This is a genomic window from Streptomyces sp. DH24 (genome assembly GCF_029813775.1).
GTDB lineage: Bacteria > Actinomycetota > Actinomycetes > Streptomycetales > Streptomycetaceae > Streptomyces.
The window spans coordinates 152,210-179,041 of sequence record NZ_JARVKW010000006.1; the positions used below are offsets into that span (position 1 = coordinate 152,210).

Sequence of the window (26,832 nt, forward strand, 5' to 3'; positions counted from 1 at the left end):
GGGGGTGAGGCCGGTCAGGCCGGCGGAGGGCCGGAGGCGGAACCCCCGGGCGGCCGGCCCCGGCGCGGCAGCGGCCCCGTGTCCCTCGGCAGCCGGCCGGCGTCGGACAGCGCCTTGCGCAGCAGGAACTCGATCTGCGCGTTGGCGGACCGCAACTCGTCCCCCGCCCACCGCGCCAGCGCCTCGTACACCGACGGGTCGAGCCGCAGCAGCACCTGCTTGCGCTGCTGCGGCCCGCGACGCCGGGGAGTCGGCTCCTCGGAAGGATCGGAGGGGGCCGTCACTGGTAGAGGGTCCCGGCGTTGACGACCGGCTGGGCGGCACGGTCCCCGCACAGCACGACCAGCAGGTTGGACACCATCGCCGCCTTGCGCTCCTCGTCCAGCTCCACGATGTCCTGCTGGGCGATCCGGGCGAGCGCCGCCTCGACCATGCCGACCGCGCCGTCCACGATCTGGCGCCGGGCCGCGACGACCGCGCCGGCCTGCTGCCGCTGGAGCATCGCCGAGGCGATCTCGGGGGCGTAGGCGAGGTGCGTGAAGCGGGACTCGATGATCTGCACACCGGCCGCCTCCACGCGCGCGTGCAGTTCGACGGCGAGCTTCTCGGTGATCTCCTCGGCGTTGCCGCGCAGCGACAGACCGTCCTCGTCGTGGGCGTCGTAGGGGTACTCGATGGCGATGTGCCGGACGGCCGCCTCCGTCTGCGTGGAGACGAACTCGATGTAGTCGTCCACCTCGAAGGTGGCCTGCGCGGTGTCCTCGACCCGCCACACCACGACCGCGGCGAGCTCGATCGGGTTGCCGTAGGCGTCGTTGACCTTGAGGACGGCCGTCTCGTGGTTGCGGACCCGGGTCGAGATCTTGGTGCGCGACGTGAGCGGGTTCACCCAGCGCAGCCCGTCCTGCCGGATCGTGCCCCGGTAGCGGCCGAACAGCTGCACCACCCGCGCCTCGCCCGGCGCCACCATGTTCAGCCCGCACATCGCGAGGAACGCGGCGATGCCGATCACGATGCCGCCGATGATCAGGACGGCCTTGGTGCCGGTGGCGGCGACCGCCGTCGCGCTCACGATCAGGCCGACGCCGGCCAGCAGCCCGAGCAGGCCGAGCAGCAGCGCGAGTCCGCCGCCGATGCTGTGCGCCTGCATCTCCCGCACGCGTGGCGTCGGCATCTCCGGCACGTCGGCGCTGACCTGGATGTTCTCCGTGGACATGGTGGGTTCCCCCGTTCTGCACCGGCGAGCGGCGCGACTGGCTGTGGTCTATCTAAGTGATATCACTTTTCCCGGTCATGGCAACCCTGAACCCTTCTCGTACGTCGGTTCCGGTGGGACAGGTGCTGATTGTCACGTCCGTAAAGGACCGGATCGGCGACCCCGTGCCACATATCCCGGTGTTAGCTTTCTGAGCTGACCTGAGCGGCGAACCTGTGTGATTCCTGATCGCACTTGAGTGAAGCGGAGCGGATCGGACCCATGGGACGAGCGGAAGAGAGACGAGCGCGGCAGCGCGGCGGCCGTCGCGCCGCGCCCGGACGCTCGTCCGGGACCGCGTCGGCCGGCGTCGGAGGCCGGGCCGCGGCCCGGCGCGCCGCCCGGGGCGGCGGCAGGGGCGGCATACGCCGGCTGTTCACCTTCAAGAAGATCGTCGGCACCTTCTTCGGCCTCTGCCTGCTCGGCATGGGCGCCTTCGTCGTGCTGTACATGATGATCGACATCCCCGAGGGGAACGCGGACGCCGAGCTGCAGAGCAACGTCTACAAGTACAGCGACGGCTCGATGATGGCCCGCTCCGGCGAGCGCAACCGCGAGATCGTCGACCTGGCCAAGGTCCCCAAGGAGGTCCAGAAGGCCTTCGTCGCCGCCGAGAACAAGACCTTCTACAAGGACGCCGGCGTCGACCTGAAGGGCACCGCGCGCGGCGTGTTCAACACGCTCGCCGGCCGCGGCGCCCAGGGCGGCTCGACCATCACCCAGCAGTACGTCAAGAACTACTACCTGACGCAGGAACAGACCGTCTCCCGCAAGCTGAAGGAGCTGGTCATCGCGCTGAAGGTGGACCGCGAGAAGTCCAAGGACGAGATCCTCGCCGGCTACATCAACACCAGCTACTACGGCCGCGGCGCCTACGGCATCCAGGCCGCCGCGCAGGCCTACTACCGCACCGACGCCGAGGAACTCTCCGTCGAGCAGGGCGCGTACCTCGCCGCGCTGCTCCAGGCGCCCAGCCAGTACGACTGGTCCGTCGCCTCCGACACCGGCAAGCGGCTGGTGAAGGACCGCTGGAACTACGTGCTGAACAACATGGTCGAGGAAGGCTGGCTGAGCGGCGCCGACCGCGGGGGCATGGAGTTCCCGGTGCCGGAGGAGCCCCGGGGCGCCCCCGGCATGGAGGGCCAGACCGGCTACCTGGTGAACGCGGCCAACAACCAGCTGGAGAAGCAGCTGGTCGCCGAGGGTGCCGCCGAGAACCTCAAGCAGGCCGAGACGATGGTCAACAACGGCGGCTGGACCATCACGCTCAACATCGACAAGAAGAAGCAGAAGGCGCTGGAGGAGGCCGCCAAGACCCAGCTCACCAGCAAGCTGGACGCCAAGAAGCGCAAGGTCGACGGGAACGTCCAGGCCGGCGCCGTCTCGGTCGACCCGAAGACCGGCAGGGTCGTCGCCATGTACGGCGGCGTCGACTACTTCAAGCACTACCTGAACAACGCGACCCGCACCGACTACCAGCCCGCCTCCACCTTCAAGCCGGTCATCCTGGCCGCCGCCGTGGAGGAGGCCGCCGAGACCCAGGACGGCACGCCGATCACGGCCGACACGATCTACGACGGCACCAGCGAGCGCCCCGTCGTGGACAACGGCACCGAGGTCGGCTTCGCACCCGAGAACGAGGACGACAAGGACTACGGCGACGTCACCGTCCAGACGGCGATGAACAAGTCCATCAACTCCGTCTTCGCGCAGATGGGCGTCGACGTCGGCATGCCGAAGGTCGTGGAGACCGCCGGCAGGCTCGGCATGGACATCGAGGGCATGGAGGCGGTCCCCGCCCAGACCCTGGGCAGTATGGGCGCGAGCCCGCTGGAGATGGCCGGGGTCTACGCCACCCTCGCCAACCACGGCAAGAAGGTCACGCCGACCATCGTGAAGTCCGCCGAGCACCTGAGCCGCACGGTCACCATGCCGGACGCGGTCGGCGACCAGGCCATCAGCCGGGAGGCCGCCGACACGGTCACGTCCGTGCTGACCGGCGTGGTCGACGACGGCACGGCCCGCGTCTCGGTGCGGGACAACCCGCTGCGCAACGGCCAGCAGGTCGCGGGCAAGACCGGTACCTCCGACGACAACAAGTCGGCCTGGTTCACCGGCTACACGCCCGACCTGGTCACCTCGGTCGGCCTGTTCGGCGAGGACGCCAAGACCCACGCCCAGACGAAGATGTACGGCGCGGGCGGCATGGAGCGGGTCAACGGCGGCGGCTTCCCGGCGCTGATCTGGTCGGCGTACACCTTCGGCGTGCTGGACGAGGTCAGCGAGTTCGACCTGGAGACCCGGCAGGGCGCGGGCGTGGAGCCGACCGAGAGCCCGACGGTCAGCGAGGAGCCGACCACCGAGGAGCCGAGCGAGACCCCGACCTCGGAGGAGCCGACGAGCGAGGCGCCGTCCGGGACGCCCACCACGGAGCCGCCCTCCGGGACGCCGACCGGGACCGCGACCGGCGCGCCGACGACCGGTCCGCCGACGGGCGAACCCTCGGACGACATCACCCTCGACCCCGTGGAGCCCGGCAGCGACCGGGACGGGGACGAGTAGCCCGCAGGCGACGAGGGGCGCCCGGCACAGTGCCGGGCGCCCCTGGGCCGTGTCCGCGCTGTGGCGCCCGCCGCGCGGCGTCCGGCACCGGCGCGTGCGGGGCGGTCAGCCGCCGTTGACCCGGCCGGCGATGCGGTCGCCGAGGTTCTTGTCGACGTTGCGCCAGTACTGCAGGGCGCGGTCGACGACCTGGCGGGTCACGCCGTTCAGCAGATGCCCGCTGACGTTGGAGACGAGCCGGTCGCGGGCCGCGTCGTCGAGCACGTTGCGGACCATCGCGCCCGCCTGCCCGAAGTCGTCGTCCTCGCGGTGCAGCCGGTACGCCTCGCGCACCATCTCGCCCGCCGTCTCCCAGCCGGCGACGTCGCCGAACTGCTGCACGGCAGCGGCCGGACCGCCGTAGGAGTTGGGCGCGTACGGCATGGCCACGTTCGCCGGGTCGTAGCGCATCGGGCCGTCCTTGGCGTACGAGTTGACCGCGGAACGGGGCCGGTTGGGCGGCAGCTGGTTGTAGTTCGGGCCGATGCGGTACCGGTGCGTGTCCGGGTAGGAGAACAGCCGGCCCAGCAGCATCTTGTCCGGAGAGGGGCCGATGCCCGGCACCATGTTGGACGGCTCGAACGCGGACTGCTCGATGTGGACGAAGTGGTCCTCGGGGTTCTTGTCCAGCGTCATCCGGCCGACCTCGATCAGCGGGTAGTCGCCGTGCGGCCACACCTTCGTCAGGTCGAACGGGTTGAACCGGTAGTCCGGCGCGTCCTCGAACGGCATCACCTGGACGTGCATCGTCCAGGACGGGTGCTCGCCCCGCTCGACGGCCTCCCACAGGTCACGGCGGTGCAGGTCGGCGTCCGCGCCCGCGAGGTGGTCGGCCTCCTCCTGGGTGAGGAACTCGATGCCCTGGTCGGTCTTGATGTGGTACTTGACCCAGAACTTCTCGCCGCCGCCGTTGACCCACATGTAGGTGTGGGACGAGTAGCCGTTCATGTGACGGTACGTCTTCGGGACGCCCCGGTCGCCCATCAGCCACGTCACCATGTGCGCGGACTCGGGGGACAGGGTCCAGAAGTCCCACTGCATGTTGTTGTCGCGCATCCCGTTGTCCGGGCGGCGCTTCTGCGAGCGGATGAAGTCCTGGAACTTCTGCGGGTCACGGACGAAGAAGACCGGCGTGTTGTTGCCGACCAGATCGTAATTGCCGTGCTCCGTGTAGAACTTCAGGGCGAAGCCGCGCGGGTCGCGCCAGGTGTCGGGGGAGCCGAGCTCACCCGCGACGGTGGAGAAACGCGCCAGCATCTCGGTGCGCCTGCCCGGCTGGAACAGGTCGGCCTTCGTGAACTGGCTGACGTCGTTGGTGACTTCGAAGACGCCGTACGCGCCGCTGCCCTTGGCGTGCACGACCCGCTCGGGGACCCGCTCCCGGTTGAACTGGGCCATCTTCTCGATCAGGTAGTGGTCCTGGAGCAGGATCGGGCCGTCCGGTCCGACGGTCAGCGAGTGCTCGTCGCTCTCCACCGGAATGCCGGCGTTGGTGGTCGTCCAGGGAACGGACTGGGGTGCCTGGGTCACGGAGCGTCCTCCCGTCGTGCGTGAGGGGGTGCGTCAGGTGGCGTCGCTCACCCTCAGCAGTGAACTCCGACGACGGGAGGTCGGCAACATTTGGACAAAGCCGACCATCGGGGGTGTTCCGTCACCCCCGGTTCAGCTCGAACCAGACCACCTTCCCGGTGCTCAGTCGCGTCGCACCCCAGCGCCGTGCCAGCCGGTTCACCAGATACAGCCCGCGTCCGCCCTCGTCCGTGGCCCGCGCCTGCCGCAGCCGCGGCAGCTGCGGCACGTCGTCGCCGACCTCGCAGCGCAGCACGTCCGTGCGCAGCAGCCGCAGCGTGACCGGGCGCGAGGCGTACCGCACCGCGTTGGTCACGACCTCGCTGACCAGCAGCTCCACCGCGTCCGTGAGGTCCTCCATGCCCCAGCGGGCCAGCGCGCGGCGCGCCAGCCGCCGGGCCCGGCCCGGGGCGGCGTCCTCCGGCTCCAGGAACCAGTACGCCACGTCACTCGGCGCGATCCCGTCGAAGCGGGCCGCGAGCAGCGCGATGTCGTCGTCCCGGTCGCCCGGACCGAGCATGTCCAGGACCTCGTCGCACAGCGCCTCCAGGGGCGGCGGATGGTCCGGGCCGGTCAGCTGCGCGGTCGCGGCGAGCTTCTCGCGCAGCTGCTCTATGCCGGTCCACACGTCCCGCAGACGCGACTCCACGAGCCCGTCCGTGTACAGCAGCAGCGTGCCGCCGGCCGGCGCGTCCAGCTCCACCGCCTCGAAGTCGACGCCGCCGACCCCGATGGGCGCGCCCGCCGGGACGCGCAGCACCTCGGCCCGGCCGCCCAGGTGCAGCAGCACGGGCGGCGGGTGGCCGGCGTTGGCGATCGTGATGCGGTGCGAGACCGGGTCGTACACCGCGTACAGGCAGGTCGCCATGCGGTCGGTGCCGAGCCGCTGCGCCTGCTCGTCGAGGTGGTGCAGCACCTCCTGCGGCGGCAGGTCCAGCCCGGCCAGGGTCTGCGCGGTGGTGCGCAGCTGGCCCATGATCGCGGCCGACGTCATCGAGTGCCCCATGACGTCGCCGACGACGAGGGCGACGCGGCTGCCGGGCAGCGGGATCGCGTCGTACCAGTCGCCGCCGACGCGGGCCGTCTCGGCGGCCGGCAGGTAGCGCGAGGCGAGCCGCACGCCGGTCGGCTGCGGCAGGGTCTCGGGCAGCATGGTGCGCTGCAGCTCGTCGGCGATGTACGCCTCACGGCCGTACAGCACCGCCTTGTCGATGCCCAGCGCGCTGTGCGTGGCGAGCTGCGCCGCCACCAGCAGGTCGTCCGTCTCGAAGGCCAGGCGCTCGGGCCGGCGCAGGAACAGCGCGGCGCCGATCACCCGCCGCCGGCCGCGCAGCGGCGCCAGGATGGCGCGCTGCCCGGTCGGTACGACGATGTCGTTGCCCTCGCCGAGCAGCTCGGGCAGCGCGGCGCGGGCGGCCGGCGCGTCCGTGAAGACGGGCCGCACCCCGCGCAGCACCTCGGCCAGCGCGCTGCCGGGCCGCACCTCGCACAGCTCGCTGCCGACCATGTCCAGCTCGGACGGCTCCGGCTGCGCGGCGGGCATGAAACCGCCCTCGGTGTCGCGCTCGGCGGGGATGCGGTCGGTGCGGCGCAGGCGCAGCACCAGGGGCCCGGTGGGCCGCTCGTCGCCCACGGGCAGCGGGTCGCGCAGGTAGACGAGGATCGCGTCGGAGAACGTGGGCACGGTCGCCCGGCACAGCCCCATCACGATCTCGTCGAGGTCGATGCCCCGGGCGATCCGCCGGGTCGCCGCGCCGACGAAGCGCAGCCGGTCGCCGTCCCGCCGCATCGGCGTCGGCCGGTTCCGCTGCGGGACCTGGCCGGTACGGCGCTCCGGCCCGTCCGGCGACTGCGGCGCCTCGTCCGGCTGCCCGGCGGGCTGGGCCGGTATGGCCTCGGGGACGGGGCGCGGCCGGTGGGCCTCGGGCTCGGCGGACTGCTCGGCACCCGGCTGGGAGTGCTCCGAACCGGCCGGCACCGGCGCGGTGCCCGACGGTACCGCCGCGCCCGGATCACCGCCGGCGGCGCGGGCCTGAGGGGGTAAACCCGGGGCGGAACGCGGCGGCGTCGGGGTACGCAGGAGCGCCCCGCGGGGGTCCGCAGGGTCGGCGCCCGTCTGGGAGCGCTCGAAAGAGGTCGGCTGCTCGGTCACGCGTGTCGAATCCATCCGTCCGGGGCTGCGCGCCGCGCGTGCAGTTCGTCCCGCCGAAATTCCGATACCCGGAATGAGTGCCCCCGGAACGGAATTCCCGCGTGGTCAGAGGTTGCTTCTGTGCAACCGGCAGGCCGACCGCGGCTCCTGCCGGTGGTGCCCTCGTACCCCTCGCTCACGTCCAGCCGCCCCTCGGTGACGATCGGTCAAGCCCAGCGCGTGCTCCGGTGATTGCCACTGCGCGCCCTTGCGGAGGAAGATCCTACGTTTCTTGCCCGGGGGCGCATCAAGGGTCTCATGAGGACACGTGCGCGGGCGTACGGTCCCAGTCATCCGGCAGAGACGGTACCCCCCAGGACGGATTCGGGCGCCAGTCCTGCCAGCCGTCCGCGAACGGCGGCCCCCAGGCGCGGATCACTTCCACCGCGTCCCGGCCCGCCTGCCGCACCCGCTCGGCCAGCCGGGCGTCCATCAGACCGTCCCGCTGGGCCTGCGCGAACTCGTCCTCGTCGCGCCAGTGCCAACTGCGGTCCGGGTGCACGGAGATGTCCAGGAAATGGTCCTCGGAGTCGACGCCGCCCTCCCAACGGGTCAGCGGCTCCTCCAGGTTCACGTACCAGTTCTTGAACCGCCAGCCCGGCTCCCAGAACAGCCACACCGACCACGGCTCGCCGCGCCGGGCCAGCTTGAGCACGCCCGTGCCGAACCACCGGTCGCGCTGCACGGTCCGCGGCTTGGTGTAGCGGGAGGCGAGCGGCTCCAGGTGCGGGGGCGTGCCGTCGGCGAGCGCCGGTTTCACGCACTCCGTGCCGGGCGCCAGCCACACGGCGAGCTGGTCCGCGTCGTCCTGGACGACGGTGACGGGACGCGCGATGTGGAAGCGCTCGCCGGCGTTCTCCCGGTAGCGCCACAGGATCTGTGTCCCGGGGCTCCAGTGACCCGCGGCCCCGCCCGCTCCCGCTCCCGTTTCCGTGCTCACCGCATCACCGTCCGCCATGCGCAGATACTAGGTGTCACAGGCATACGACGCTGCGGCGCGCGTCACGGTTCGCGCGCCGGGGCCGGGCGCCGCGAGCCGTGGTCACGGCCGTGTCATCCGCAGGACGTCGAGCGCCTCGTCGAGTTGCTGCGCGGTCAGGTCGCCGCGCTCGACGTACCCGCCCTCCAGGACGACCTGCCGGATCGTCTTCCGCTCGGCGAGCGCCTTCTTGGCGACCCTGGCGGCCTCCTCGTAGCCGATGTACTTGTTGAGCGGCGTCACCACGGAGGGCGACGACTCGGCGTACTCGCGGGCCCGTTCGCGGTCCGCGACGATGCCGGCCACGGTGCGGTCGGCCAGCAGCCGGGAGACGTTGGCGAGCAGCCGGACGGACTCCAGGACGTTCTTCGCGATGACCGGCAGCATCACGTTGAGCTCGAAGTTCCCGGCGGCTCCGGCGGTGGCCACGGTCGCGTCGTTGCCGACGACCTGCGCGGCCACCATGAGCACCGCCTCCGGGATGACGGGGTTGACCTTCCCCGGCATGATCGACGAGCCGGGCTGGAGGTCGGGCAGCGAGATCTCGGCGAGCCCCGTACGCGGCCCGGACGCCATCCAGCGCAGATCGTTGGCGATCTTCGTCAGCGACACGGCGACGGTCCGCAGCTGCCCGCTGGTCTCCACGATGCCGTCCCGGGCGCCCTGCGCCTCGAAGTGGTCGCGCGCCTCGGTCAGCGGCAGGCCGGTGACGCGGGCGACCTCCTCGATGACGGCGGCGGAGAAACCGGGCGGGGTGTTGATGCCGGTGCCGACGGCGGTGCCGCCGAGGGGCAGTTCGGCGAGCCGGGGCAGGGAGGCCGTCAGCCGCTCCACGCCGTGCCGGATCTGCGCCGCGTAGCCGCCGAACTCCTGGCCCAGCGTGACGGGCGTGGCGTCCATGAGGTGCGTACGGCCCGACTTCACGACGTCGGCGAACTCCGCCGCCTTGCGCTCCAGGGACGCGGCGAGGTGCTCCAGGGCGGGGATCAGGTCCCGGGTGACGGCGGCGGTGGCGGCGATGTGGATGGAGGACGGGAAGACGTCGTTGGACGACTGGGAGGCGTTCACGTGGTCGTTGGGATGCACGTCCCGGCCCAGCCGCTCACCGGCGAGCGTCGCGATGACCTCGTTGGTGTTCATGTTGGACGACGTCCCGGAACCGGTCTGGAACACGTCGACCGGGAAGTGCTCGTCCCAGCGGCCATCGGCGACCTCGGCCGCCGCCTCCTGGATGGCCGCGGCGACGTCCTCGTCCAGCACGCCGAGCTCCGCGTTCACCTTCGCCGCCGCGCCCTTGATCCGCGCGAGCGCCTCGATGTGGGCCCGCTCGATGCGCTGCCCGGAGACCGGGAAGTTCTCCACGGCGCGCTGCGTCTGCGCCCGCCACTTGGCATGCGCGGGCACCCGCACCTCGCCCATGGAGTCGTGCTCGATGCGGTAGCTGCCGCTGCCTTGCTCGTCGGTCATCGACGATCACCTCCACGTGTCACAGCACCAGGGACCCGACCACTGTTCCCCGTGGAGGTGCGCCGTCACACGGACCGTCAGCCGAGTCCCGGACCCCGTACCGGAATGGACGTGAAGGTGGGGGCGGGCGCCGGGTCCTGGAAGAAGTCGTTGCCCTTGTCGTCCACGACCACGAACGCCGGGAAGTCCTCGACCTCGATCTTCCAGACCGCCTCCATGCCGAGCTCCTCGTACTCCAGGACCTCGACCTTCTTGATGCAGTCCTGCGCGAGACGGGCCGCCGGGCCGCCGATGGAGCCCAGGTAGAAGCCGCCGTGCGCCGCGCACGCGTCCGTGACCTGCTTGCTGCGGTTGCCCTTGGCCAGCATCACCTTGGAGCCGCCCGCCGCCTGGAACTGCTCCACGTAGGAGTCCATGCGGCCGGCCGTGGTCGGGCCGAAGGAACCGGACGCGTAGCCCTCGGGCGTCTTCGCCGGGCCCGCGTAGTACACCGGGTGGTCCTTCAGGTACTGCGGCATCTCCTCGCCCGCGTCCAGCCGCTCCTTGATCTTGGCGTGGGCGATGTCGCGGGCGACGACCAGCGGGCCGGTGAGCGAGAGCCGGGTCTTGACCGGGTACTTGGTGAGCTCGGCGAGGATGTCGTCCATCGGCTGGTTAAGGTCGATCCGGACGACGTCCCCGGCCTCGTCCAGGTGCTCGTCCGTGGTGTCCGGCAGGAAGCGCGCCGGGTCGGTCTCCAGCTGCTCCAGGAAGACGCCCTCGGCGGTGATCTTCGCGACGGCCTGGCGGTCGGCGGAGCAGGAGACGGCGATGGCGACCGGGCACGAGGCGCCGTGCCGCGGCAGGCGCACCACGCGCACGTCGTGGCAGAAGTACTTGCCGCCGAACTGCGCGCCGATGCCGATCCTCTGCGTCAGCTCGAAGACCTTCTCCTCCAGCTCCTTGTCCCGGAAGCCGTGCCCGAGCGGCGAGCCCTCGGCCGGGATCTCGTCCAGGTAGTGCGCGGAGGCGTACTTCGCGGTCTTCAGCGCGTACTCGGCGCTCGTGCCGCCGACGACGATCGCCAGGTGGTACGGCGGGCAGGCGGCCGTACCGAGCGAACGGATCTTCTCCTCCAGGAACGTCATCATGGAGGACTCGTTCAGGACGGCCTTGGTCTCCTGGTACAGGAACGACTTGTTGGCGGAGCCGCCGCCCTTGGCCATGAACAGGAACTTGTAGGCGCCGCCGTCGGTCGCGTACAGCTCGATCTGCGCCGGGAGGTTGGAGCCGGTGTTCTTCTCCTCCCACATGGTGAGCGGAGCCATCTGCGAGTAGCGCAGGTTCAGCCGGGTGTAGGCGTCGTAGATGCCCTTGGACAGCGCCTTCTCGTCCTCGCCCGCGGTGAGGACGTTCTGCCCGCGCTTGCCCATGACGATCGCCGTGCCGGTGTCCTGGCACATGGGGAGCACGCCGGCGGCGGCGATGTTCGCGTTCTTCAGCAGGTCGAGGGCCACGAACTTGTCGTTGCCCGACGCCTCGGGGTCGTCGATGATGCGCCGCAGCTGCGCCAGGTGCGCGGGCCGCAGGTAGTGCTGGATGTCGTGGATGGCCTCCTCGGCCAGCTTGCGCAGGGCCTCCGGCTCCACCTTGAGGAAGGTCCGCCCGTCGGCCTCGAAGGTGGAGACACCCTCGGAGGTCACCAGCCGGTACGGGGTGGTGTCCTCTCCCATGGGGAGCAGATCGGTGTACGCGAACTCAGGCATCTCGCCCATTCCTCACTCGACGGACTGCGGCTGACCTCCGTTGGCAGCGTCCACCAGCGTAGAACCTGCTCCGGGCGGCGAGCTTGTGAGGTAAGGCTCAGTTCGTCCCCGGCCGGTCGCGGGCGGTTCTCCACAGACCCTGGTCGCGATCTATCGCGTTTCGGTACGCTGCTGCCGTGGACCTTCAGAAGCACGCCCCAGTGGACGACCCGCGACCGGGCACGGCGGCGCGCCCCGGCGAACTGCGCGCGTCGGACGCCGAGCGCGACCGGATCGCCGACATCCTGCGCGAGGCCCTGGCCGAGGGCCGGCTCACCGCCGACGAGCACGCGGAGCGGGTCGAGGGGGTGCTGAGCGCCAAGACGGTCGGCGAGCTGGAGGTCTTCATCCGGGACCTGCCCGCCGCCCACGCCCGGCCCGCCGCCCCGGCGTGGACCCCGGCGCCCAGCCGTCCCACGGCGGGCGCCATCCCGGTCGACCCCGACGACAGCGTGGTCGCGGTGTTCAGCGCCGCCGCCCGCAAGGGCCGCTGGCGCACGGGCCGCCGCATCCACGCCTACGCGGTCTTCGGCAGCGTCGAGATCGACCTGAGCGAGGCCCTCTTCGACCACCAGCAGGTCGTGATCAAGGCGATGTCGGTCTTCGGCGACATCCAGGTCCGCGTCCCGGAGAACGTGTCGCTGCGCGGCATCGGCGGCGGCGTCCTCGGCAACTTCGACGTGGACACGAGGGACTCGACCGAAGCGGAAGCCCCCGTGGTCTACGTCGACGGGTGGGCCGTCCTCGGCAACATCGAGGCACGGCCCAAGCGCGGCAAGCTCGTCGCGGACATCCTCGACCGCGTGCACCGCACGGTCGACAAGGGCACGCGCAAGCACCTGTAGCGGCGCCGGGCATGCCCGGGGCACTTTCCCAACGGCCCCTGCAGACCGGGCGGTTCGGAACTCAGTGCATAGGCGCGCGCACAGCGGGTAGGCCTTGCTGCATCGTCTCTCGCTCGCGAAGCCGTCGTCAGGAGTAGACCGTGCTGCAACCGCCGCATTCGTCCCTGCAGGTAGCTGCCGTGCCGGCCCAGCGGGTGCCCGCGCGCGACAGGGACCAGGACGCCCCGTGGCACACCGAGGCGGTGTGCCGACGCGACGAGGCCGGCCTGTTCTTCGCGCCGTCCAAGGAACCCACCGCCGCCCGGCTCTCCCGCGAAGAGGCCGCCAAGCGCGTCTGCGCGCGCTGTCCCGTCATGGTCGAGTGCCGCGAGCACGCCCTCCTCCAGCCCGAGCCCTACGGCGTCTGGGGCGGCCTCACCGCCGCCGAGCGCCGGGTGGTCCTGGCGCGGGGCCGGCGCCGCGAAGTGGAACTCAAGAAGGCGGCACGGACGACGGGCCGCATAGCGGCGGCGGGCTGAAGCACGCAAGGCAGAGCAGCAGAAGAACGGGAAGAACGAGAAGAAGGGGCACCCCCTCCGCACCGGGGGTGCCCCTTCTTGGGTGAGTAACCGCGCTCGGCGAGTTACTTGGCCCGGTCGAAGTCGATCGCGCTGTACGCCCGCAGCTTGCTCAGCCGGTGCTCGGAGTCGATCCGCCGCACCGTGCCGGACCGCGACCGCATCACGATCGACGACGTCGTCGCCGTCTCGGAGCGGTAGCGCACCCCGCGCAGCAGCTCACCGTCGGTGATGCCGGTGGCGGCGAAGAACACGTTGTCGCCGGAGACCAGGTCGTCGGTGGTCAGGACGCGGTCCAGGTCGTGCCCGGCGTCGATCGCCCGCTGCCGCTCCTCGTCGTCCTTGGGCCACAGCTTGCCCTGGATGGTGCCGCCCAGGCACTTCACGGCACACGCCGAGATGATGCCCTCCGGGGTGCCGCCGACGCCGAGCAGCAGGTCGATGCCGGTGCCCTCGCGCAGCGCCAGGATGGACCCGGCCACGTCGCCGTCCGAGATCAGCTTGATGCGGGCGCCGGTCTCCCGGACCTCGTCGATGAGCCCTTCGTGGCGCGGCCGGTCCAGGATGACGACGGTGACGTCCTCGGGCGTGGACCGCTTGGCCTTGGCGACCCGGCGGATGTTCACGGCGACGGGCGCGTTGATGTCCACGAAGTCGGCGGCCTCGGGGCCGGTGACCAGCTTGTCCATGTAGAACACGGCGGACGGGTCGAACATCGCGCCGCGCTCGGTGGCCGCGAGGACGGCGATCGCGTTCGGCATGCCCTTGGCGGTCAGCGTGGTGCCGTCGATCGGGTCGACGGCGATGTCGACCTCGGGGCCGGTGCCGTCGCCGACGCGCTCCCCGTTGAAGAGCATCGGGGCCTCGTCCTTCTCGCCCTCGCCGATGACGACGACACCGTTCATGGAGACGGTGGAGACGAGGGTCCGCATGGCGCGCACGGCGGCACCGTCGGCGCCGTTCTTGTCACCGCGGCCCACCCAGCGGCCGGCGGCCATCGCCGCCGCTTCGGTGACGCGTACCAGCTCAAGGGCGAGGTTCCGGTCGGGAGCCTCGGAGGGCACATCCAGTTCGGACGGCAAGTGATGATGCTCGGTCATCGGAGCGCACCTTTCTGTACGACGACGGCCGGATGAGGGTGTTGGGCCCGACTCTATCGTCAGACCGACAGAATGAGCAGGGCCCCCCACGGATGAGCGGGCCGGGCACCTGCGACGATAGGCGCTGTGGCAGGTAGGAATGGCAAGCAGAAGTCGGCCCTGGACATGGTTCTGTCCCTGGGGGTCATCTTGCTCGCGGCGGGAGTGATGTACCTCTTCATCCCGCACGACGACGACAAGGAGCCGCCCGTCGAGCGGGTGGACTACCGCGTCGAGCTGCTCACGGCGCGCAGGGCCGCGTCGTACCCGGTGGCCGCGCCCGTGGGGCTGCCGGACAGCTGGAAGCCGACCTCGGTCCGTTTCGAGGGCGACAACTCCGACGCGTGGCACCTGGGCTTCCACGCCCCCGACGGTCAGTACGTGGTGATCAAGCAGTCCACGGGCAAGCGGACGCAGTTCGTCGACGAGGCGACCAAGGGCTCGGAGGCGACCGGCACGACCGACGAGATCGACGGCCGCACCTGGACCCGGTACAGCGGCGGCCGGTACGACGCGCTGGTGCTGGAGGGCGACGCCGGCGAGACGACGGTCGTCGCGGGCACGGCGTCGTTCGCGGAGCTGACGACGATGGCCGAGGCGCTGGAGATGAAGTAGGCGGCCCGGCCCACGAGCGCGAGGAGGCCCCCGGCGGTGAGCCGGGGGCCTCTCGGGTGCGCGGGGGCTGTCAGACGGTGGTGACGACCTCGTCGTAGGCCAGGCGCGGGGAGCGCGGGAACCAGGCGTCGGGGCCCGGCCTGCCGATGTTGACCACCATCAGCGGGGTGTGGTCGTCGTCCAGGAACTCCTTGCGGACGCCCTCGAAGTCGAAGCCCGTCATCGGGCCGGCGGCGAGACCGGCGGCGCGGACGCCGACGAGGAAGTACGCGGCCTGGAGGGTGGCGTTCAGCGCGGCGGAGTTCTCGCGGACCGGGCGCTCGGCGAAGAACGCGTCCTTGGCCTGCGGGAAGTGCGGGAAGAGCTGGGGCAGTTCCTCGTGGAACTCGTTGTCCGCGGAGAGGATCGCGACCAGCGGCGCCGAGACGGTCTTGGGCCGGTTGCCCTCGGCCATGTGCTGCACCAGGCGCTCGCGGGCCTCGGGGGAGCGGACCAGCGTGATGCGCAGCGGCGACTGGTTGAAGGCGGTCGGGCCGTACTTGACCAGGTCGTAGATCGCCCGGACCTGCTCGTCGGTCACCGGCTCGGCGGAGAAGGTGTTCGCGGTGCGGGCCTCACGGAACAGCAGGTCCTGGGCGGCGGGGTCAAGAACGAGGGACATGTCTGCACTTTCTCGATGTCGGGTCCGAAGATCGGCTGACGGCATCGACCGTACGCGATAGATGTTCAACGTTCAACAAAGACGGTGTTCGGGTGGCCCGTCTCACACCGACGCGCCACCCGCGCTACTCGCCCTCCTCGCCGGCCTGCCCGGCCCCCGACTCCTCGGCCAGCGCCGCGTCCAGCCGCGCCCGCGCCCCGTCCAGCCAGCGCCGGCACACCTTGGCCAGCTCCTCGCCCCGCTCCCACAGCGCGAGGGACTCCTCCAGCGTCGTACCGCCCGCCTCCAGACGCCGTACGACCTCGATCAGCTCGTCCCGCGCCTGCTCGTACCCGAGCCCCTCGGCCACGGCCGCCGGCTCCGCCACGTTGTCCACCTCGCTGGTCATCCACTCACCCTATGCATCGACTCGTACGGAGAACTCGCCCTCGGAGACCCGCGCCCGCAGCGCCTCCCCGGCCGTCACCTCGCCGGGATCGCGCACCGCGTGCCCGTCCGCCCGCTGCAGCACCGCGTACCCGCGCTTCAGGGTCGCGGCCGGGGACAGGGCCACCACGCGCGCGTGCGTGTGCGCCAGCTCCGAGTCGGCCCGGTCCAGCTGATGCCGCAGACAGCGCCGCCCGCGGTCCAGCAGCGCCGTCACCTCGTCGGCCCGCGTGTCGATCATGCGGTGCGGGTCCTCTATCGACGGACGGGCCAGCGCGTGCGCCAGCCCGCGCTCCTCCCGCTCCAGATACGCCTCCACACAGCGCCGCGCCCGGTCCCGCAGCATCCGCACGCGCTCGTACTCCTCGCCCACGTCCGGCACGACCTTCTTGGCCGCGTCGGTGGGCGTGGAGGCGCGCAGGTCGGCCACGTGGTCCAGCAGCGGATTGTCCGGCTCGTGCCCGATCGCGGACACCACCGGCGTACGACAGGACGCGACCGCGCGCACCAACTGCTCGTCGGAGAACGGCAGCAGGTCCTCCACACTGCCCCCGCCGCGCGCCACGATGATCACGTCGACCGCGTCGAGCGCGTCGAGCTCCTTCACCGCCTGCACCACCTGCGGGACCGCGTGCACACCCTGCACCGCGACGTTGCGCACCTCGAAGCGGACGGCGGGCCAGCGGTGCCTGGCGTTCTCCAGGACGTCCCGCTCGGCGGCGGAGGCCCGCCCGCACACCAGCCCGACGAGCTGCGGCAGGAACGGCAGCGGCTTCTTGCGCTCCGGCGCGAAAAGCCCCTCCCGCGCGAGCGACTTCTTCAGCTGCTCCAGGCGCGCGAGCAGCTCCCCGACCCCGACCGGCCTTATCTCGGCGGCCCGCAGCGACAGCTGCCCGCGCGGCGCGTACCACTCCGGCTTCGCGTGCACCACGACACGGGCGCCCTCGCTCACGACGTCCGCGACCGCGTCGAACACCTGCCGGTAACAGGTCACGCCGACGGAGATGTCGTACGACGGGTCGCGCAGCGTCAGGAACACGACACCCGCGCCCGGGCGCCGCGAGAGCTGGGTGATCTGCCCCTCGACCCACACGGCCCCGAGCCGGTCGATCCAGCCGCCGATGAGACGCGACACCTCACCGACGGGCAGCGGCGCTTCCGCGGACGTGTTGACAGCCATGCCGGTGAGCGTAGTCGGAGCCGCCGACAGCGCCCGCGTGCCGGACGCCGTCACCACCCGGGCGGTCCGCCCGGACGCGATCTCCGGGCCGGCGCACGCGGCCTTACGATGGTGCGCATGACCGCTTCGTCTGGCCGCCGTGTCCTGCTCGCCGCCCCCCGGGGCTACTGCGCCGGTGTGGACCGCGCCGTGATCGCCGTCGAGAAAGCCCTGGAACAGTACGGGGCCCCCGTCTACGTCAGGCACGAGATCGTCCACAACAAGTACGTCGTGCAGACCCTGGAGAAGAAGGGCGCCGTCTTCGTCGAGCGGACGGAGGAGGTGCCGCCGGGCAACATCGTCATGTTCTCCGCGCACGGCGTGGCTCCGGCCGTCCACGAAGAGGCCAGGCAGGGCCGGCTCGCCACCATCGACGCGACCTGCCCGCTGGTCACCAAGGTCCACAAGGAAGCCGTCCGGTTCGCCGGCGAGGACTACGACATCCTCCTCATCGGGCACGAGGGCCACGAGGAGGTCATCGGCACCTCCGGCGAGGCCCCCGACCACATCCAGCTCGTGGACGGCCCCGACGACGTCGCGAAGGTGGAGGTCCGCGACCCGTCCAAGGTCGTCTGGCTCTCCCAGACCACACTGTCCGTGGACGAGACCATGGAGACCGTCGACGCCCTCAAGGAGAAGTTCCCGCAGTTGATCTCGCCGCCCAGCGACGACATCTGCTACGCCACGCAGAACCGGCAGCTCGCCGTGAAGCAGATGGGCGCCGAGGCCGAGCTGGTCATCGTGGTCGGCTCCCGCAACTCCTCCAACTCCAAGCGGCTGGTCGAGGTCGCCAAGCTCGCGGGCTCCCGCGAGGCGTACCTGGTCGACTTCGCCGACGAGATCGACGAGGCCTGGCTGGAGGGCGTCTCCACGGTCGGCGTCACCTCGGGCGCGTCCGTGCCGGAGGTGCTGGTCGAGCAGGTCCTGGACTGGCTGGCCGAGCGCGGCTTCGAGGACGTCGAGATCGTCAAGGCCGCCGAGGAGTCCATCACCTTCTCGCTGCCCAAGGAACTGCGCCGCGACCTGCGCGAGGAGGCGGCGGCACTGGCGGCCCAGCGGGGCGGCACGGGCGCCGCGGGCACTGCGGGCACCGCGGGCGAGTGACCGCACCGGGCACGTGACTGTCAGTCGTACGTCGTAACGTAGGGCCATGCAGATCTTCGGTGTGGACATCGGCGGATCCGGGATCAAGGGCGCCCCGGTCGATCTGGAGCGGGGCGACCTCGCCCAGGAGCGCTTCAAGGTGCTCACCCCGCAACCGGCCACGCCGGACGGGGTGGCCGACGGCGTGAAGCAGGTCGTCGAGCACTACGGCTGGACGGGCCCCGTCGGCATCACCTTCCCCGGCGTGGTCACCGACGGCGCCACGATCCGCACCGCGGCGAACGTCGACAGCGCCTGGGTCGACACCGACGCGAGAGCCCTGCTCGGCGACCGCCTCGGCGGCCTGCCGGTCACCGTGGTGAACGACGCGGACGCGGCGGGCGTCGCCGAGATGCACTTCGGCGCCGGCCGGGGCCGCCGGGGCACGGTCCTCCTGCTGACCTTCGGCACCGGCATCGGCAGCGCCCTCTTCCTCAACGGCGCCCTCGTGCCCAACACCGAACTCGGCCACCTCGAACTGCACGGCCACGAGGCGGAGAAGCGCGCCTCCAGCAAGGCCAGGGAGGACCACGACCTGTCGTGGGAGGACTGGGCGCACCGCGTCCAGAAGTACCTCGCCCACGTCGAGATGCTGTTCTCGCCGGAGCTGTTCATCATCGGCGGCGGCGTCAGCCGCAAGTCCCACAAGTTCCTGCACCTCATCGAGGGCATCAAGGCGGAGATCGTCCCGGCGCAGCTGCAGAACAACGCGGGCATCGTCGGGGCGGCGATGCGGGCGGCGGAGCGGCAGTAGCGGACGTCACGACGGCTGTACCGCTGCCTCGTGGGTCGCGGGTCGTGGTTGCGGTCTTGGGCGGGCGCGCGGGTACCGGAGCGGTCCTGGGCGGTGTCCCGGGGCGAGCGTGCGGTTGCTCGGTCGCGCGGGCATGCTCTGGGGCGGGCAGGTGACCGACGGCTGCGGCGGGATCGCCGGGTCGGGGCGCGGAGGGCCGCGGGTGGGGCGGTGTTCAGGCCGTCGCGCGGCCGCGGGCGGCGGTGCGGCGCCGGACCAGGCGAATCCGGCGGGTGATCACGATCGCGCCGGCGACGAGCGTCCCGCCGTACAGCCAGCCCGCCTCCATGGCCAGCGCCGTCACGAGCCCCATCAGCCGGTCGCCCGCGCCGTCCCCGCGCGGCGCCACGGGCAGCAGCCCCAGCGCGAAGGCGATCGGTACGACGACGGGCGCGGTCAGCAGATCACTGGGCCGCACCCACAGCGCGGTCAGCACGCACACCGGCACGAACAGCACGCCGTAGACGGTGAGCGAGGCCCCGAACAGCAGGTGGACGAGCGAGCCGAGGACGACCATCACGGCCACGCAGAAGAGGCCGCCGCCGAGACCGGTCAGGCGGGGGTCGGGAAAGCGGAGGTTGGCACCGCCGGGTGCCGCCGAGGCGGGTCGCCGGACGGCGAGCGGGCGCCGGGGCGTGCCGGGCCGGGGTGCGGAGCGGGGCCGGGGTTCCGAGCGGGGCCGGGATTCGGAGCGGGGCCGGGGCGCTGACCCGGAGGTCGTACCGGCGCCGGGCCCGGACTCTGACCCGGACCCGTGGCCGGGGGCGCCACCGGCACCACCGGCACCACCGGTTCTGCTGGCACCGCCGCTGCCGGTGCCGCTTCCGCTTCCGCCGTGGGCCGGGCCCGGTGGGCGGGGTGCGGGCCGGGTCGTACCGCCGCCCGCCGCCCGGTCCGCCTGTGGGGGCAGCGGCGGCCGGCCGCGTCGCGGTCCGTACTGCGCAGGTCGCGTCCTGTGTTGCTCCACTGGACCAACTTAGGTCGGTTAATGTGCCGAATCACCCATGAGACACGCCGACGGAGCCGCTTGGCCAGGCGTTCGACGGGTCGCCGGGACGGGGTGCGGCACGCCGTAGACTGGTGGATCGGCCCACAGCCCACTCCGCCAGTCCGCCCTCCTCCTCACGTACGGGAAGTCGCAACGTGTCGCTCACGATCGGAATCGTCGGTCTGCCGAATGTCGGCAAGTCGACCCTGTTCAACGCCCTGACCAAGAACGACGTGCTGGCGGCCAACTACCCGTTCGCCACGATCGAGCCGAACGTCGGCGTCGTGGGCGTCCCGGACGCCCGCCTCACCAAGCTGGCCGAGATCTTCTCCTCCCAGCGGGTCCTGCCGGCGACCGTCGACTTCGTGGACATCGCCGGCATCGTGCGCGGCGCGTCCGAGGGCGAGGGCCTGGGCAACAAGTTCCTCGCGAACATCCGCGAGTCCGACGCGATCTGCCAGGTCATCCGCGCCTTCAAGGACGAGAACGTCGTCCACGTGGACGGCAAGGTCTCGCCGAAGGACGACATCGAGACGATCAACACCGAGCTGATCCTCGCCGACCTCCAGACCATCGAGAAGGTCCTGCCGCGCCTGCAGAAGGAGTCGCGGATCAAGAAGGACCTCGCGCCGAAGGTGAAGGCCGTCGAGGAGGCCAAGGAGATCCTGGAGAAGGGCGACACGCTTTTCGCGCACGGCATCGTCCAGGGTTCCGAGCGCAACGAACTGCTGCACGACCTGCACCTGCTCACCACGAAGCCGTTCCTCTACGTGTTCAACGTGGACGAGGACGAGCTGGTCGACGAGGACTTCAAGAACGAGCAGCGCGCGCTGGTCGCCCCCGCCGAGGCGATCTTCCTCAACGCCAAGCTGGAGGCGGACCTCGCCGAGCTGGACGAGGCCGACGCCATGGAGCTGCTGGAGTCGGTCGGCGCGGAGGAGCCCGGCCTCGCCACTCTCGCCCGGGTCGGCTTCAACACCCTCGGCCTGCAGACGTACCTGACGGCCGGCCCCAAGGAATCCCGCGCCTGGACCATCAAGAAGGGCGCCACCGCCCCCGAGGCCGCCGGTGTCATCCACACCGACTTCCAGAAGGGCTTCATCAAGGCCGAGGTCATCTCCTTCGACGACCTGGTCGAGGCGGGCTCGGTCGCCGAGGCCCGCGCGAAGGGGAAGGCGCGGATGGAGGGCAAGGAGTACGTGATGCAGGACGGGGATGTGGTGGAGTTCCGGTTCAACGTGTAGTCGTGTGCGTACCCTGCGTTAGGTAATTCGTCAAGCATGCAGGTCAGGAGGGGTCCGCCTCCTCGGGAGGCGGACCCCTTCATTTCCCGTGCTGGATGGTTGCTGGAAATTCTGATCCTTCGTCAGGGCGAATCATGTGTCGTAGATCGTGGAGCGGTGTCCGACGCGGATGACCCACACGATCAGTTCGCCGTTGTCGACGGTGTAGATGACGCGGTAGTCGCCGACTCTGAGGCGGCGGCGCTCGGGCTGGGAAACGAGCGCGGTGGTGTTGAAGCCGAACGGGTCGATTTCCAGTTCCGTCAGCTTGGTCAGGATGCGGAGTGCGGTGTCGCGCGGAACCTTGCGGAGTTCGGCTCGGGCTTCCGGGTGGAAGACGGTGCGGTACTCACTCACTTCGCGCCAGCGTCTCCTTCATGACGTCCTCGATCGGGATGCCGGCCGACCGGGTCGCCATGCGCTCGTCGATGAGGCGGTTGATCTCGCGCTCTTCCCATTCCTGGTACTTGCGGAGCACCTCGATCGACACGATGGCGGCGACTTCTTTGCCTCGTCGCGTGATGACTGTGGGCGTGTCGTCGCGATCGGCGCGTTCGACGACCTCGGCCAAGTGTGCGCGGACGTCGCGGATGGACTCTGTGGGCATCTGTGTCATACGCTCAAGGGTACCGGATGTCTCATGTGTACACAATGGCTACTGGTCTCGGAAACTCCAGGTCGTGCTGGATGATTTTCGCCGTGCTGGATGCGCGCTGGATGGGATCTCCAGAACCAGCATTTCCGCAGGTGAGAGCCTGTACTGAATGTTTCGGTTCAACGTGTGAGCGAGTGACGCAGCACGTAGCTGATCTTGCGACATCCAGGTCAGAGGGGTCTGCCCTGATGAGGGCAGACCCCTCTTTCGTTCCCGTGCCGACTTGGTGTGACCTGTGAGCGAAGCGTCGGAGAGCCGGCCGCCTACCCGATCAGCTCCCCTCCTCGTCTTCCTCGTACTCCTCGTGCTCCTCGCGCTCCTCGCCCCGTGCGGGGGGTGTGGTGGGGCGCTGCGGGCTGTGCGAGATGTCCCAGAAGTACTGGGGTGCCGTCCCGTTCTCGCTCGTCTCCCAGCAGCCTTGGTTCCGTTCGCCCGCGCCGCTCTCCGCCGCCCCAGGCGCGAACGTGCCCGCGCCCGCGTCGGCATCCGGATTCGCGGTCGGGTCGGTGAAGGGCGAGCCCTCGGGCCAGGGGGAGCGCGGCGACCAGGGGCCTGCGGCGTCCCCCTCGACCGAAGGGCCGTCCGCCGACTCTTCGCCCCCGTCCTCGTCGGGCCTCGTGAGGAGGGTCCGCCTGATCTCCTCGGCGGCCTCGTCCAGCCCGGCCGCTTCCAGGCTCCGCACCACACGGTGCACGAACACCGTGTATTCGTCCATGTCCGGCTTCAGGCCCACCGCCGCCAGCAACAGGAGCAGCCGGTCCGAAACCCCTACTTCCTCCTCGCGGTCGAACGCTCCACCTCCCTGCCCGTCCCACGACGGGCCCCCGACGGTCGCCTCGCTGCGCGCGCCCACGGGCGGGACGAGCAGGTGGCGGAAGAGTTCGGGCACCTCCTCGTCATTGGCCGCCGCAGCGATCTGGGCGAGCGGGCCGATCATGTCGACCGCCTTCTCGATGTCGTCCTCGTGACGGGCCAGCCACCACACCACCGCGCTGCCGGCGCTCTTGAGCACGTCGTCACCGAGGTAGCGCCGCTTGTTGCGCTCGTGCTGACGCTCGTACTCCCAGATCTCCTCGTCCTTGCGAAGGTCGTTCAGCTTCCGCAGGCGCTCGCGGTCGGCGGGGGAGAGGGTCAGAGTGACATCGGCCGCCATGGCCCTCACTCGTCCGCTCCGGTCCGGCAGCGGGACGCCCAGTTCCCCCTCCAGGAGATACCGCGCGAAGCTCGCCCGGTCGGGTTCCTCGCTGCGGACGACCTCCAGGGCCCGGCTGACGATCGAGGACACGGCGAGGGCCGGGGAGGCGCCGTCGGGCCGGTCGGGGACCGGCCTCCACCACACGGTGGCGGAGAAGAGGAAGTCGTAGCCGTCCGCCGCGCTAGGCAGCGCCGCGTCGATCACCCGCGTCTCCTGGTACGGCTGCTCCGTCGGGGCCGCGGGCGGTTCGGGTACCCCGGGTTCGAACGGGTCGGCCGGCGCGCGGCCACCGCTGAGGATTGTCATCACGAGCAGCAGGGAGCCCGAGGTCGTGACCATGGACATGAAGCCCCACAGCCACGCCGACCAGTGCAGGAGGTTTCCGACCAGAGCCGGTGCGAGGCCGCAGAGAGCGACGAACAGCAGGCTGGGGAAGCGGTGTCTCATCGTGCCTCTTCCGTGGTCCGTGGTCCGGCGCCCGCACGCTCCGCACTCTCCGTGCGGGCGTACTGCGCGTGGTCGATGTACTGCCAGAAGAGGGCGGCGACGGCCGCCCGGGAGGATTGGCGCGCGGCGCCCGCCCATTGGCAGGCGATGGCGTAGAGGCGATGGAGAGCGGCCGCTCGGCCGCGTGCCGAGCGGACCATCACCTCCAGCGCCATCTCCCGCGTACTGTCGCCCGCCACGGCCTGCAGCCAGCTGCTCACGAGCGGGGTCCAGAGTTCCGTCGGCGAATGGGAGAAGACCGTCTCCCATCCCAGGAAAAGGTCCGGCCAGGGCGGCGGGTCTGGTGCCCGGTCGCTCCCCAACAGCTCCGTGAGCAGCGAGAGATGGGGCTCCGCCCCGCGCGGCTCCCGACGCGTCCGGTCCCGCAGGCGATCGACCAGCAGCCGGTAGAGCCGACGGTCGCGTCCGGCGAGGCCGAGAAGTGCCTCCCGGGCCTCACGCGCCGCCTCCCCCTTCCGTACGGCGAGGTAGTGGAGCCGCACCATCGCCTGATCCGGGTGCGTCGCGGCGAGGCTCTGGCGGCAGGCGGCGGTCAGGACGCGGACGAGACCGTCCGACAAGTGGCCGGACCTCACGCACTCGTACATCCGCCTGCGGAACCATCCCCCGAACCTCTCGTGGCTGAGCCCGAGTTCGACAGCCGCCACGGATCGCGGGTCGCAGGACGCCCCGGTGGCGCTGTCCGCCCATCGGACCACAAGGTCGAAGAGGTGGTCGGGCCGTCCGACGGCCAGGGACCGCTCGCCGAAGCGAACGACGGCGTTCACCCGGTCGTCGGTGGTCAGACCGCGGAGCCCGGCGGCATGGCCGATCCAGTCCCTGAGGTCGTCGCGCATCCCGGGGAAGTTCGCCCAGAAGTACGCCCGTACCGCGTCGGCGTAGGCCAACCGCCCGAAGCGGAGCCGCCCGTCCGTGTCCCGCTCGATCCCGAGCGCCTTCAACCGCTCCCCGAAATCCGTCCGCGCGAGCTCGGGTGTCGCCTCTTCCTCGTGCCCCACCGTCCTCATCAGGCTGTGCCACGCCTCGTAGACGGTGTCGGCGCGGGCCTCCTCGAACACCGCCGTCGCGAGCAGCAGGGCCCGCTCGGGCGCGGCGCGGACCGTGGCCACCTGTTGGCCCACCTCGCCGGCACGGTCGGTCACCGCGTGCATCGCCTGGTCGAGCCATCCCGCGAAGTCGACGCCGAACCGGCCGCTGTCCCGCGCGGCCCTCACCAGCCTTGCCAGCCGCGCCAGTTCCCGCATGGGAGAGCGTTCGCACAGCCGCTGGAGGTCGGCACTCCGCAGGTCTGCGGGCCGGAAGACCATCCGGTCCATGCGGAGGTGCCGGGTGATGACGGCGAGGCCCCGGGGGCGTCCCAGCGTCACCGTGTGCGGTTCGAGGTCCGGTGCGTGAGCGTGCTCCATGCCCGACGGCAGGACGACGACCATGTGGGCCATCGCCTCCTGGACCTGTGACCGGCACACGGCCAGGCGGCGCTGGGCCTTGGCGTAGGCCTCTTCGTCCGTGAAATCGGAGAGGTCGAGGAGGAAACGGTCTCCCTCACCGGGGCTGAGAGGGGCCTCGTCCTTGTCCGTGGCGGGAAGCTCCTCGAACCGGACCCCCTCCTCGTCGGCGCCCCCTTCCTCACCGAGCCCGTGCAGCAGCATGATCGCCGCGGCGCGCCGGCCGCTGCCCGGCGGAGCCTCCAGCAACACCACCGACCCGGGCTTCTCCAAGCGGTCGGCGGCGATGCGGTAGCCGAGCGGCGGAACGAACCGGTCGGCCAGGCGCACCCGGTCCTCGCGGACGATCCGGAGGGACTCGACCCCTTTGCGGATCATCCAGTCCACGCCGGCCCCGTAAAAGACGTACTGGGACCCCACGCCGTTGTTCACCGGGCCACGCGGATCGTTGACGGTGACGTGGTCCCGCTCGGTCATCGTTCGTCGTCCGAACGTCGGCGCTCTCGCTCGAAGCGCTGGTGGACCGTACCGCTGTTGTCGCCCGCCGTGAACTGAACCCCGGTGTTGTCGCCCTGGAAGTGGGGAGCGTTGTACTGGTGGCCCCGACCGGTGTTCACGGGCGCCTGGGGCTCGTTGACGAAGGTGCCGGACAGGTCTCCGTTGAGGTTTCCGATCCCGCCGCGGACGCGCTGCTCGACGTCACGTGCCCGCATCCTGCTGTGCCCGACGTCCTGAGCCGACTTCTTGCGGGACTTCGCCTCCGCCCGCTCCCGCGCCGCACGGGCGTCGCGGTCCACCGCGCCCAGCTCGGGCAGCAACCGGGCGAGGGTGTCACCGAGCGCCGTCAGGTCGGACTCGGCGTTGCGGTGGTCGAACCGCTTGTACTGGCAGTCCGCCAGCTCCCGGAGGTCGTCCGGCAGTACGGCGCGGTCGATCCGCGTGGCCTTTCCGACGAGCACAGGGATCACCAGGATCCCGCGGTCGAGCGCGGTCCGGATCTCACGGCGGGTCCAGTCCTGCTCGGATTCGAGGGCGGGGCGGTCGTCGACCCCCCGCACCTCCGCCCAGCGCGGGCCGATCACGGCGAGGAGTGCTTGGCACTCCTCCACTGCTTTGACCAGTTCCACCGGGAAGCGGTGTCCGAGTTCGATGGAGTTGCTGGCGAAGAAGATCCGCTCGCTGCCGAACCGCCGGGCGAGCTCCCGAGCGATCATGGTTGCCGCGGATTCCTCGTCGCCTGTGCGGTAGTTGACGAAGACGTCGGGCATGAAGGTTCCCTTCGTGAGAGGAAGGCGGAAGTCGGGGGTGAATGCCGGTGCTGTGGAGCGGGGCTCCAAGGCCCCGGTCCACCCGGCCATGAGGTGCCGACCGTGTGACGGCATGGCGCGTTCACGGGAGGGCGTACGGATGGAGGTGCGCCGCCCGACGCGTCACTGATCGCGGGCCGACTGAAGAAGCCGGAGGCGCGGTACGACGCGTCGGTAGTGATTCAGAGGGCCCGGTCCGGGATCGCGG

24 protein-coding genes are annotated in these 26,832 nt (G+C 71.0%); 7 read left to right on the forward strand and 17 right to left on the reverse strand.

Going from position 1 to position 26,832, the window contains the following annotated elements:
• Positions 1-14: 14 nt before the first annotated feature.
• Positions 15-284, reverse strand: coding sequence for a hypothetical protein (locus QC282_RS07080; RefSeq protein ID WP_279548348.1), 270 nt, complete (start codon positions 282-284; stop codon positions 15-17).
• Complete coding sequence (locus QC282_RS07085) at positions 281-1,216, reverse strand: SPFH domain-containing protein (RefSeq protein WP_279548349.1); 936 nt, start codon at positions 1,214-1,216, stop codon at positions 281-283. Before QC282_RS07085 ends, QC282_RS07080 begins: the two co-directional genes overlap by 4 nt.
• A gap of 261 nt (positions 1,217-1,477) precedes the next feature.
• On the opposite strand from QC282_RS07085, the gene QC282_RS07090 reads away from it, so the two are divergent.
• Entirely contained in the window at positions 1,478-3,817 is a 2,340-nt protein-coding gene (locus QC282_RS07090; RefSeq protein WP_279548350.1) for a transglycosylase domain-containing protein, read from the forward strand.
• A 105-nt stretch (positions 3,818-3,922) separates the two neighbouring features.
• Here the strand turns inward: QC282_RS07090 and QC282_RS07095 are convergent, their stop codons facing one another.
• The 5 genes from QC282_RS07095 to QC282_RS07115 all read right to left on the reverse strand — a co-directional run bounded on the left by QC282_RS07095 (position 3,923) and on the right by QC282_RS07115 (position 11,807).
• Positions 3,923-5,386, reverse strand: coding sequence for a catalase (locus QC282_RS07095; RefSeq protein WP_279548351.1), 1,464 nt, complete (start codon positions 5,384-5,386; stop codon positions 3,923-3,925).
• Between the two features lie 121 nt (positions 5,387-5,507).
• A complete protein-coding gene (locus QC282_RS07100) occupies positions 5,508-7,592 on the reverse strand; it encodes a SpoIIE family protein phosphatase (protein WP_279548352.1) in 2,085 nt (694 codons plus the stop codon).
• 280 nt (positions 7,593-7,872) lie between these two features.
• On the reverse strand, positions 7,873-8,574 hold the full coding sequence (locus tag QC282_RS07105) for a DUF402 domain-containing protein (protein ID WP_279548353.1): 702 nt from the start codon (positions 8,572-8,574) through the stop codon (positions 7,873-7,875).
• Between the two features lie 84 nt (positions 8,575-8,658).
• Positions 8,659-10,062, reverse strand: a complete 1,404-nt coding sequence (locus tag QC282_RS07110) for a class II fumarate hydratase (RefSeq protein ID WP_279548354.1) — start codon at positions 10,060-10,062, stop codon at positions 8,659-8,661.
• Between the two features lie 77 nt (positions 10,063-10,139).
• Complete coding sequence (locus QC282_RS07115; RefSeq protein ID WP_279548355.1) at positions 10,140-11,807, reverse strand: fumarate hydratase; 1,668 nt, start codon at positions 11,805-11,807, stop codon at positions 10,140-10,142.
• 200 nt (positions 11,808-12,007) lie between these two features.
• Here QC282_RS07115 and QC282_RS07120 point away from each other — a divergent pair, with 200 nt between their 5' ends.
• Positions 12,008-12,691, forward strand: a complete 684-nt coding sequence (locus QC282_RS07120) for a DUF1707 domain-containing protein (protein WP_279548439.1) — start codon at positions 12,008-12,010, stop codon at positions 12,689-12,691.
• Positions 12,692-12,831: 140 nt separating this feature from the next.
• Complete coding sequence (locus QC282_RS07125; protein WP_279548356.1) at positions 12,832-13,209, forward strand: WhiB family transcriptional regulator; 378 nt, start codon at positions 12,832-12,834, stop codon at positions 13,207-13,209.
• A gap of 104 nt (positions 13,210-13,313) precedes the next feature.
• Here QC282_RS07125 and glpX read toward each other — a convergent pair whose 3' ends face one another.
• Positions 13,314-14,348 (reverse strand): class II fructose-bisphosphatase, encoded by a 1,035-nt coding sequence (glpX, locus tag QC282_RS07130; RefSeq protein WP_279548357.1) that lies wholly within the window; start codon positions 14,346-14,348, stop codon positions 13,314-13,316.
• A gap of 126 nt (positions 14,349-14,474) precedes the next feature.
• Between glpX and QC282_RS07135 the strand changes: the two genes are divergently transcribed.
• Positions 14,475-15,002 (forward strand): DUF4245 domain-containing protein, encoded by a 528-nt coding sequence (locus QC282_RS07135; protein WP_279548358.1) that lies wholly within the window; start codon positions 14,475-14,477, stop codon positions 15,000-15,002.
• 70 nt (positions 15,003-15,072) lie between these two features.
• On the opposite strand, the gene QC282_RS07140 is transcribed toward QC282_RS07135, so the two are convergent.
• From QC282_RS07140 to xseA, 3 genes are all read right to left on the reverse strand, one after another.
• Positions 15,073-15,663 carry a malonic semialdehyde reductase gene (locus QC282_RS07140; protein ID WP_279548359.1) on the reverse strand — a complete coding sequence of 197 codons (591 nt, stop codon included), beginning with the start codon at positions 15,661-15,663 and terminating at the stop codon, positions 15,073-15,075.
• Positions 15,664-15,787: 124 nt separating this feature from the next.
• On the reverse strand, positions 15,788-16,051 hold the full coding sequence (locus QC282_RS07145) for an exodeoxyribonuclease VII small subunit (RefSeq protein ID WP_279548360.1): 264 nt from the start codon (positions 16,049-16,051) through the stop codon (positions 15,788-15,790).
• Positions 16,052-16,060: 9 nt separating this feature from the next.
• Positions 16,061-17,269, reverse strand: a complete 1,209-nt coding sequence (gene xseA / locus QC282_RS07150) for an exodeoxyribonuclease VII large subunit (protein WP_279548361.1) — start codon at positions 17,267-17,269, stop codon at positions 16,061-16,063.
• A 108-nt stretch (positions 17,270-17,377) separates the two neighbouring features.
• Here xseA and QC282_RS07155 point away from each other — a divergent pair, with 108 nt between their 5' ends.
• Positions 17,378-18,412 carry a 4-hydroxy-3-methylbut-2-enyl diphosphate reductase gene (locus QC282_RS07155; RefSeq protein ID WP_279548362.1) on the forward strand — a complete coding sequence of 345 codons (1,035 nt, stop codon included), beginning with the start codon at positions 17,378-17,380 and terminating at the stop codon, positions 18,410-18,412.
• A 46-nt stretch (positions 18,413-18,458) separates the two neighbouring features.
• Positions 18,459-19,205 (forward strand): polyphosphate--glucose phosphotransferase, encoded by a 747-nt coding sequence (ppgK, locus tag QC282_RS07160; protein ID WP_279548363.1) that lies wholly within the window; start codon positions 18,459-18,461, stop codon positions 19,203-19,205.
• Between the two features lie 214 nt (positions 19,206-19,419).
• On the opposite strand, the gene QC282_RS07165 is transcribed toward ppgK, so the two are convergent.
• Positions 19,420-19,761: a DUF6542 domain-containing protein gene (locus tag QC282_RS07165; protein WP_336621066.1), complete on the reverse strand. Its 342-nt coding sequence runs from the start codon at positions 19,759-19,761 to the stop codon at positions 19,420-19,422.
• A gap of 626 nt (positions 19,762-20,387) precedes the next feature.
• Here QC282_RS07165 and ychF point away from each other — a divergent pair.
• Positions 20,388-21,476, forward strand: a complete 1,089-nt coding sequence (gene ychF / locus QC282_RS07170; protein WP_279548364.1) for a redox-regulated ATPase YchF — start codon at positions 20,388-20,390, stop codon at positions 21,474-21,476.
• Positions 21,477-21,608: 132 nt separating this feature from the next.
• Here the strand turns inward: ychF and QC282_RS07175 are convergent, their stop codons facing one another.
• The 5 genes from QC282_RS07175 to QC282_RS07195 form a co-directional block, all read right to left on the reverse strand.
• Entirely contained in the window at positions 21,609-21,872 is a 264-nt protein-coding gene (locus tag QC282_RS07175; RefSeq protein WP_279548365.1) for a type II toxin-antitoxin system RelE/ParE family toxin, read from the reverse strand.
• Entirely contained in the window at positions 21,865-22,131 is a 267-nt protein-coding gene (locus QC282_RS07180) for a type II toxin-antitoxin system Phd/YefM family antitoxin (protein ID WP_279548366.1), read from the reverse strand. The genes QC282_RS07175 and QC282_RS07180 overlap by 8 nt, the downstream gene beginning before the upstream one ends.
• A gap of 310 nt (positions 22,132-22,441) precedes the next feature.
• The gene (locus QC282_RS07185) at positions 22,442-23,812 is read right to left on the reverse strand and encodes a hypothetical protein (protein WP_279548367.1); all 1,371 of its coding nucleotides are present in this window, start codon (positions 23,810-23,812) and stop codon (positions 22,442-22,444) included.
• The gene (locus QC282_RS07190) at positions 23,809-25,794 is read right to left on the reverse strand and encodes a hypothetical protein (RefSeq protein WP_279548368.1); all 1,986 of its coding nucleotides are present in this window, start codon (positions 25,792-25,794) and stop codon (positions 23,809-23,811) included. Before QC282_RS07190 ends, QC282_RS07185 begins: the two co-directional genes overlap by 4 nt.
• The gene (locus QC282_RS07195; RefSeq protein ID WP_279548369.1) at positions 25,791-26,585 is read right to left on the reverse strand and encodes a toll/interleukin-1 receptor domain-containing protein; all 795 of its coding nucleotides are present in this window, start codon (positions 26,583-26,585) and stop codon (positions 25,791-25,793) included. The genes QC282_RS07190 and QC282_RS07195 overlap by 4 nt, the downstream gene beginning before the upstream one ends.
• Positions 26,586-26,832 lie beyond the last annotated feature (247 nt).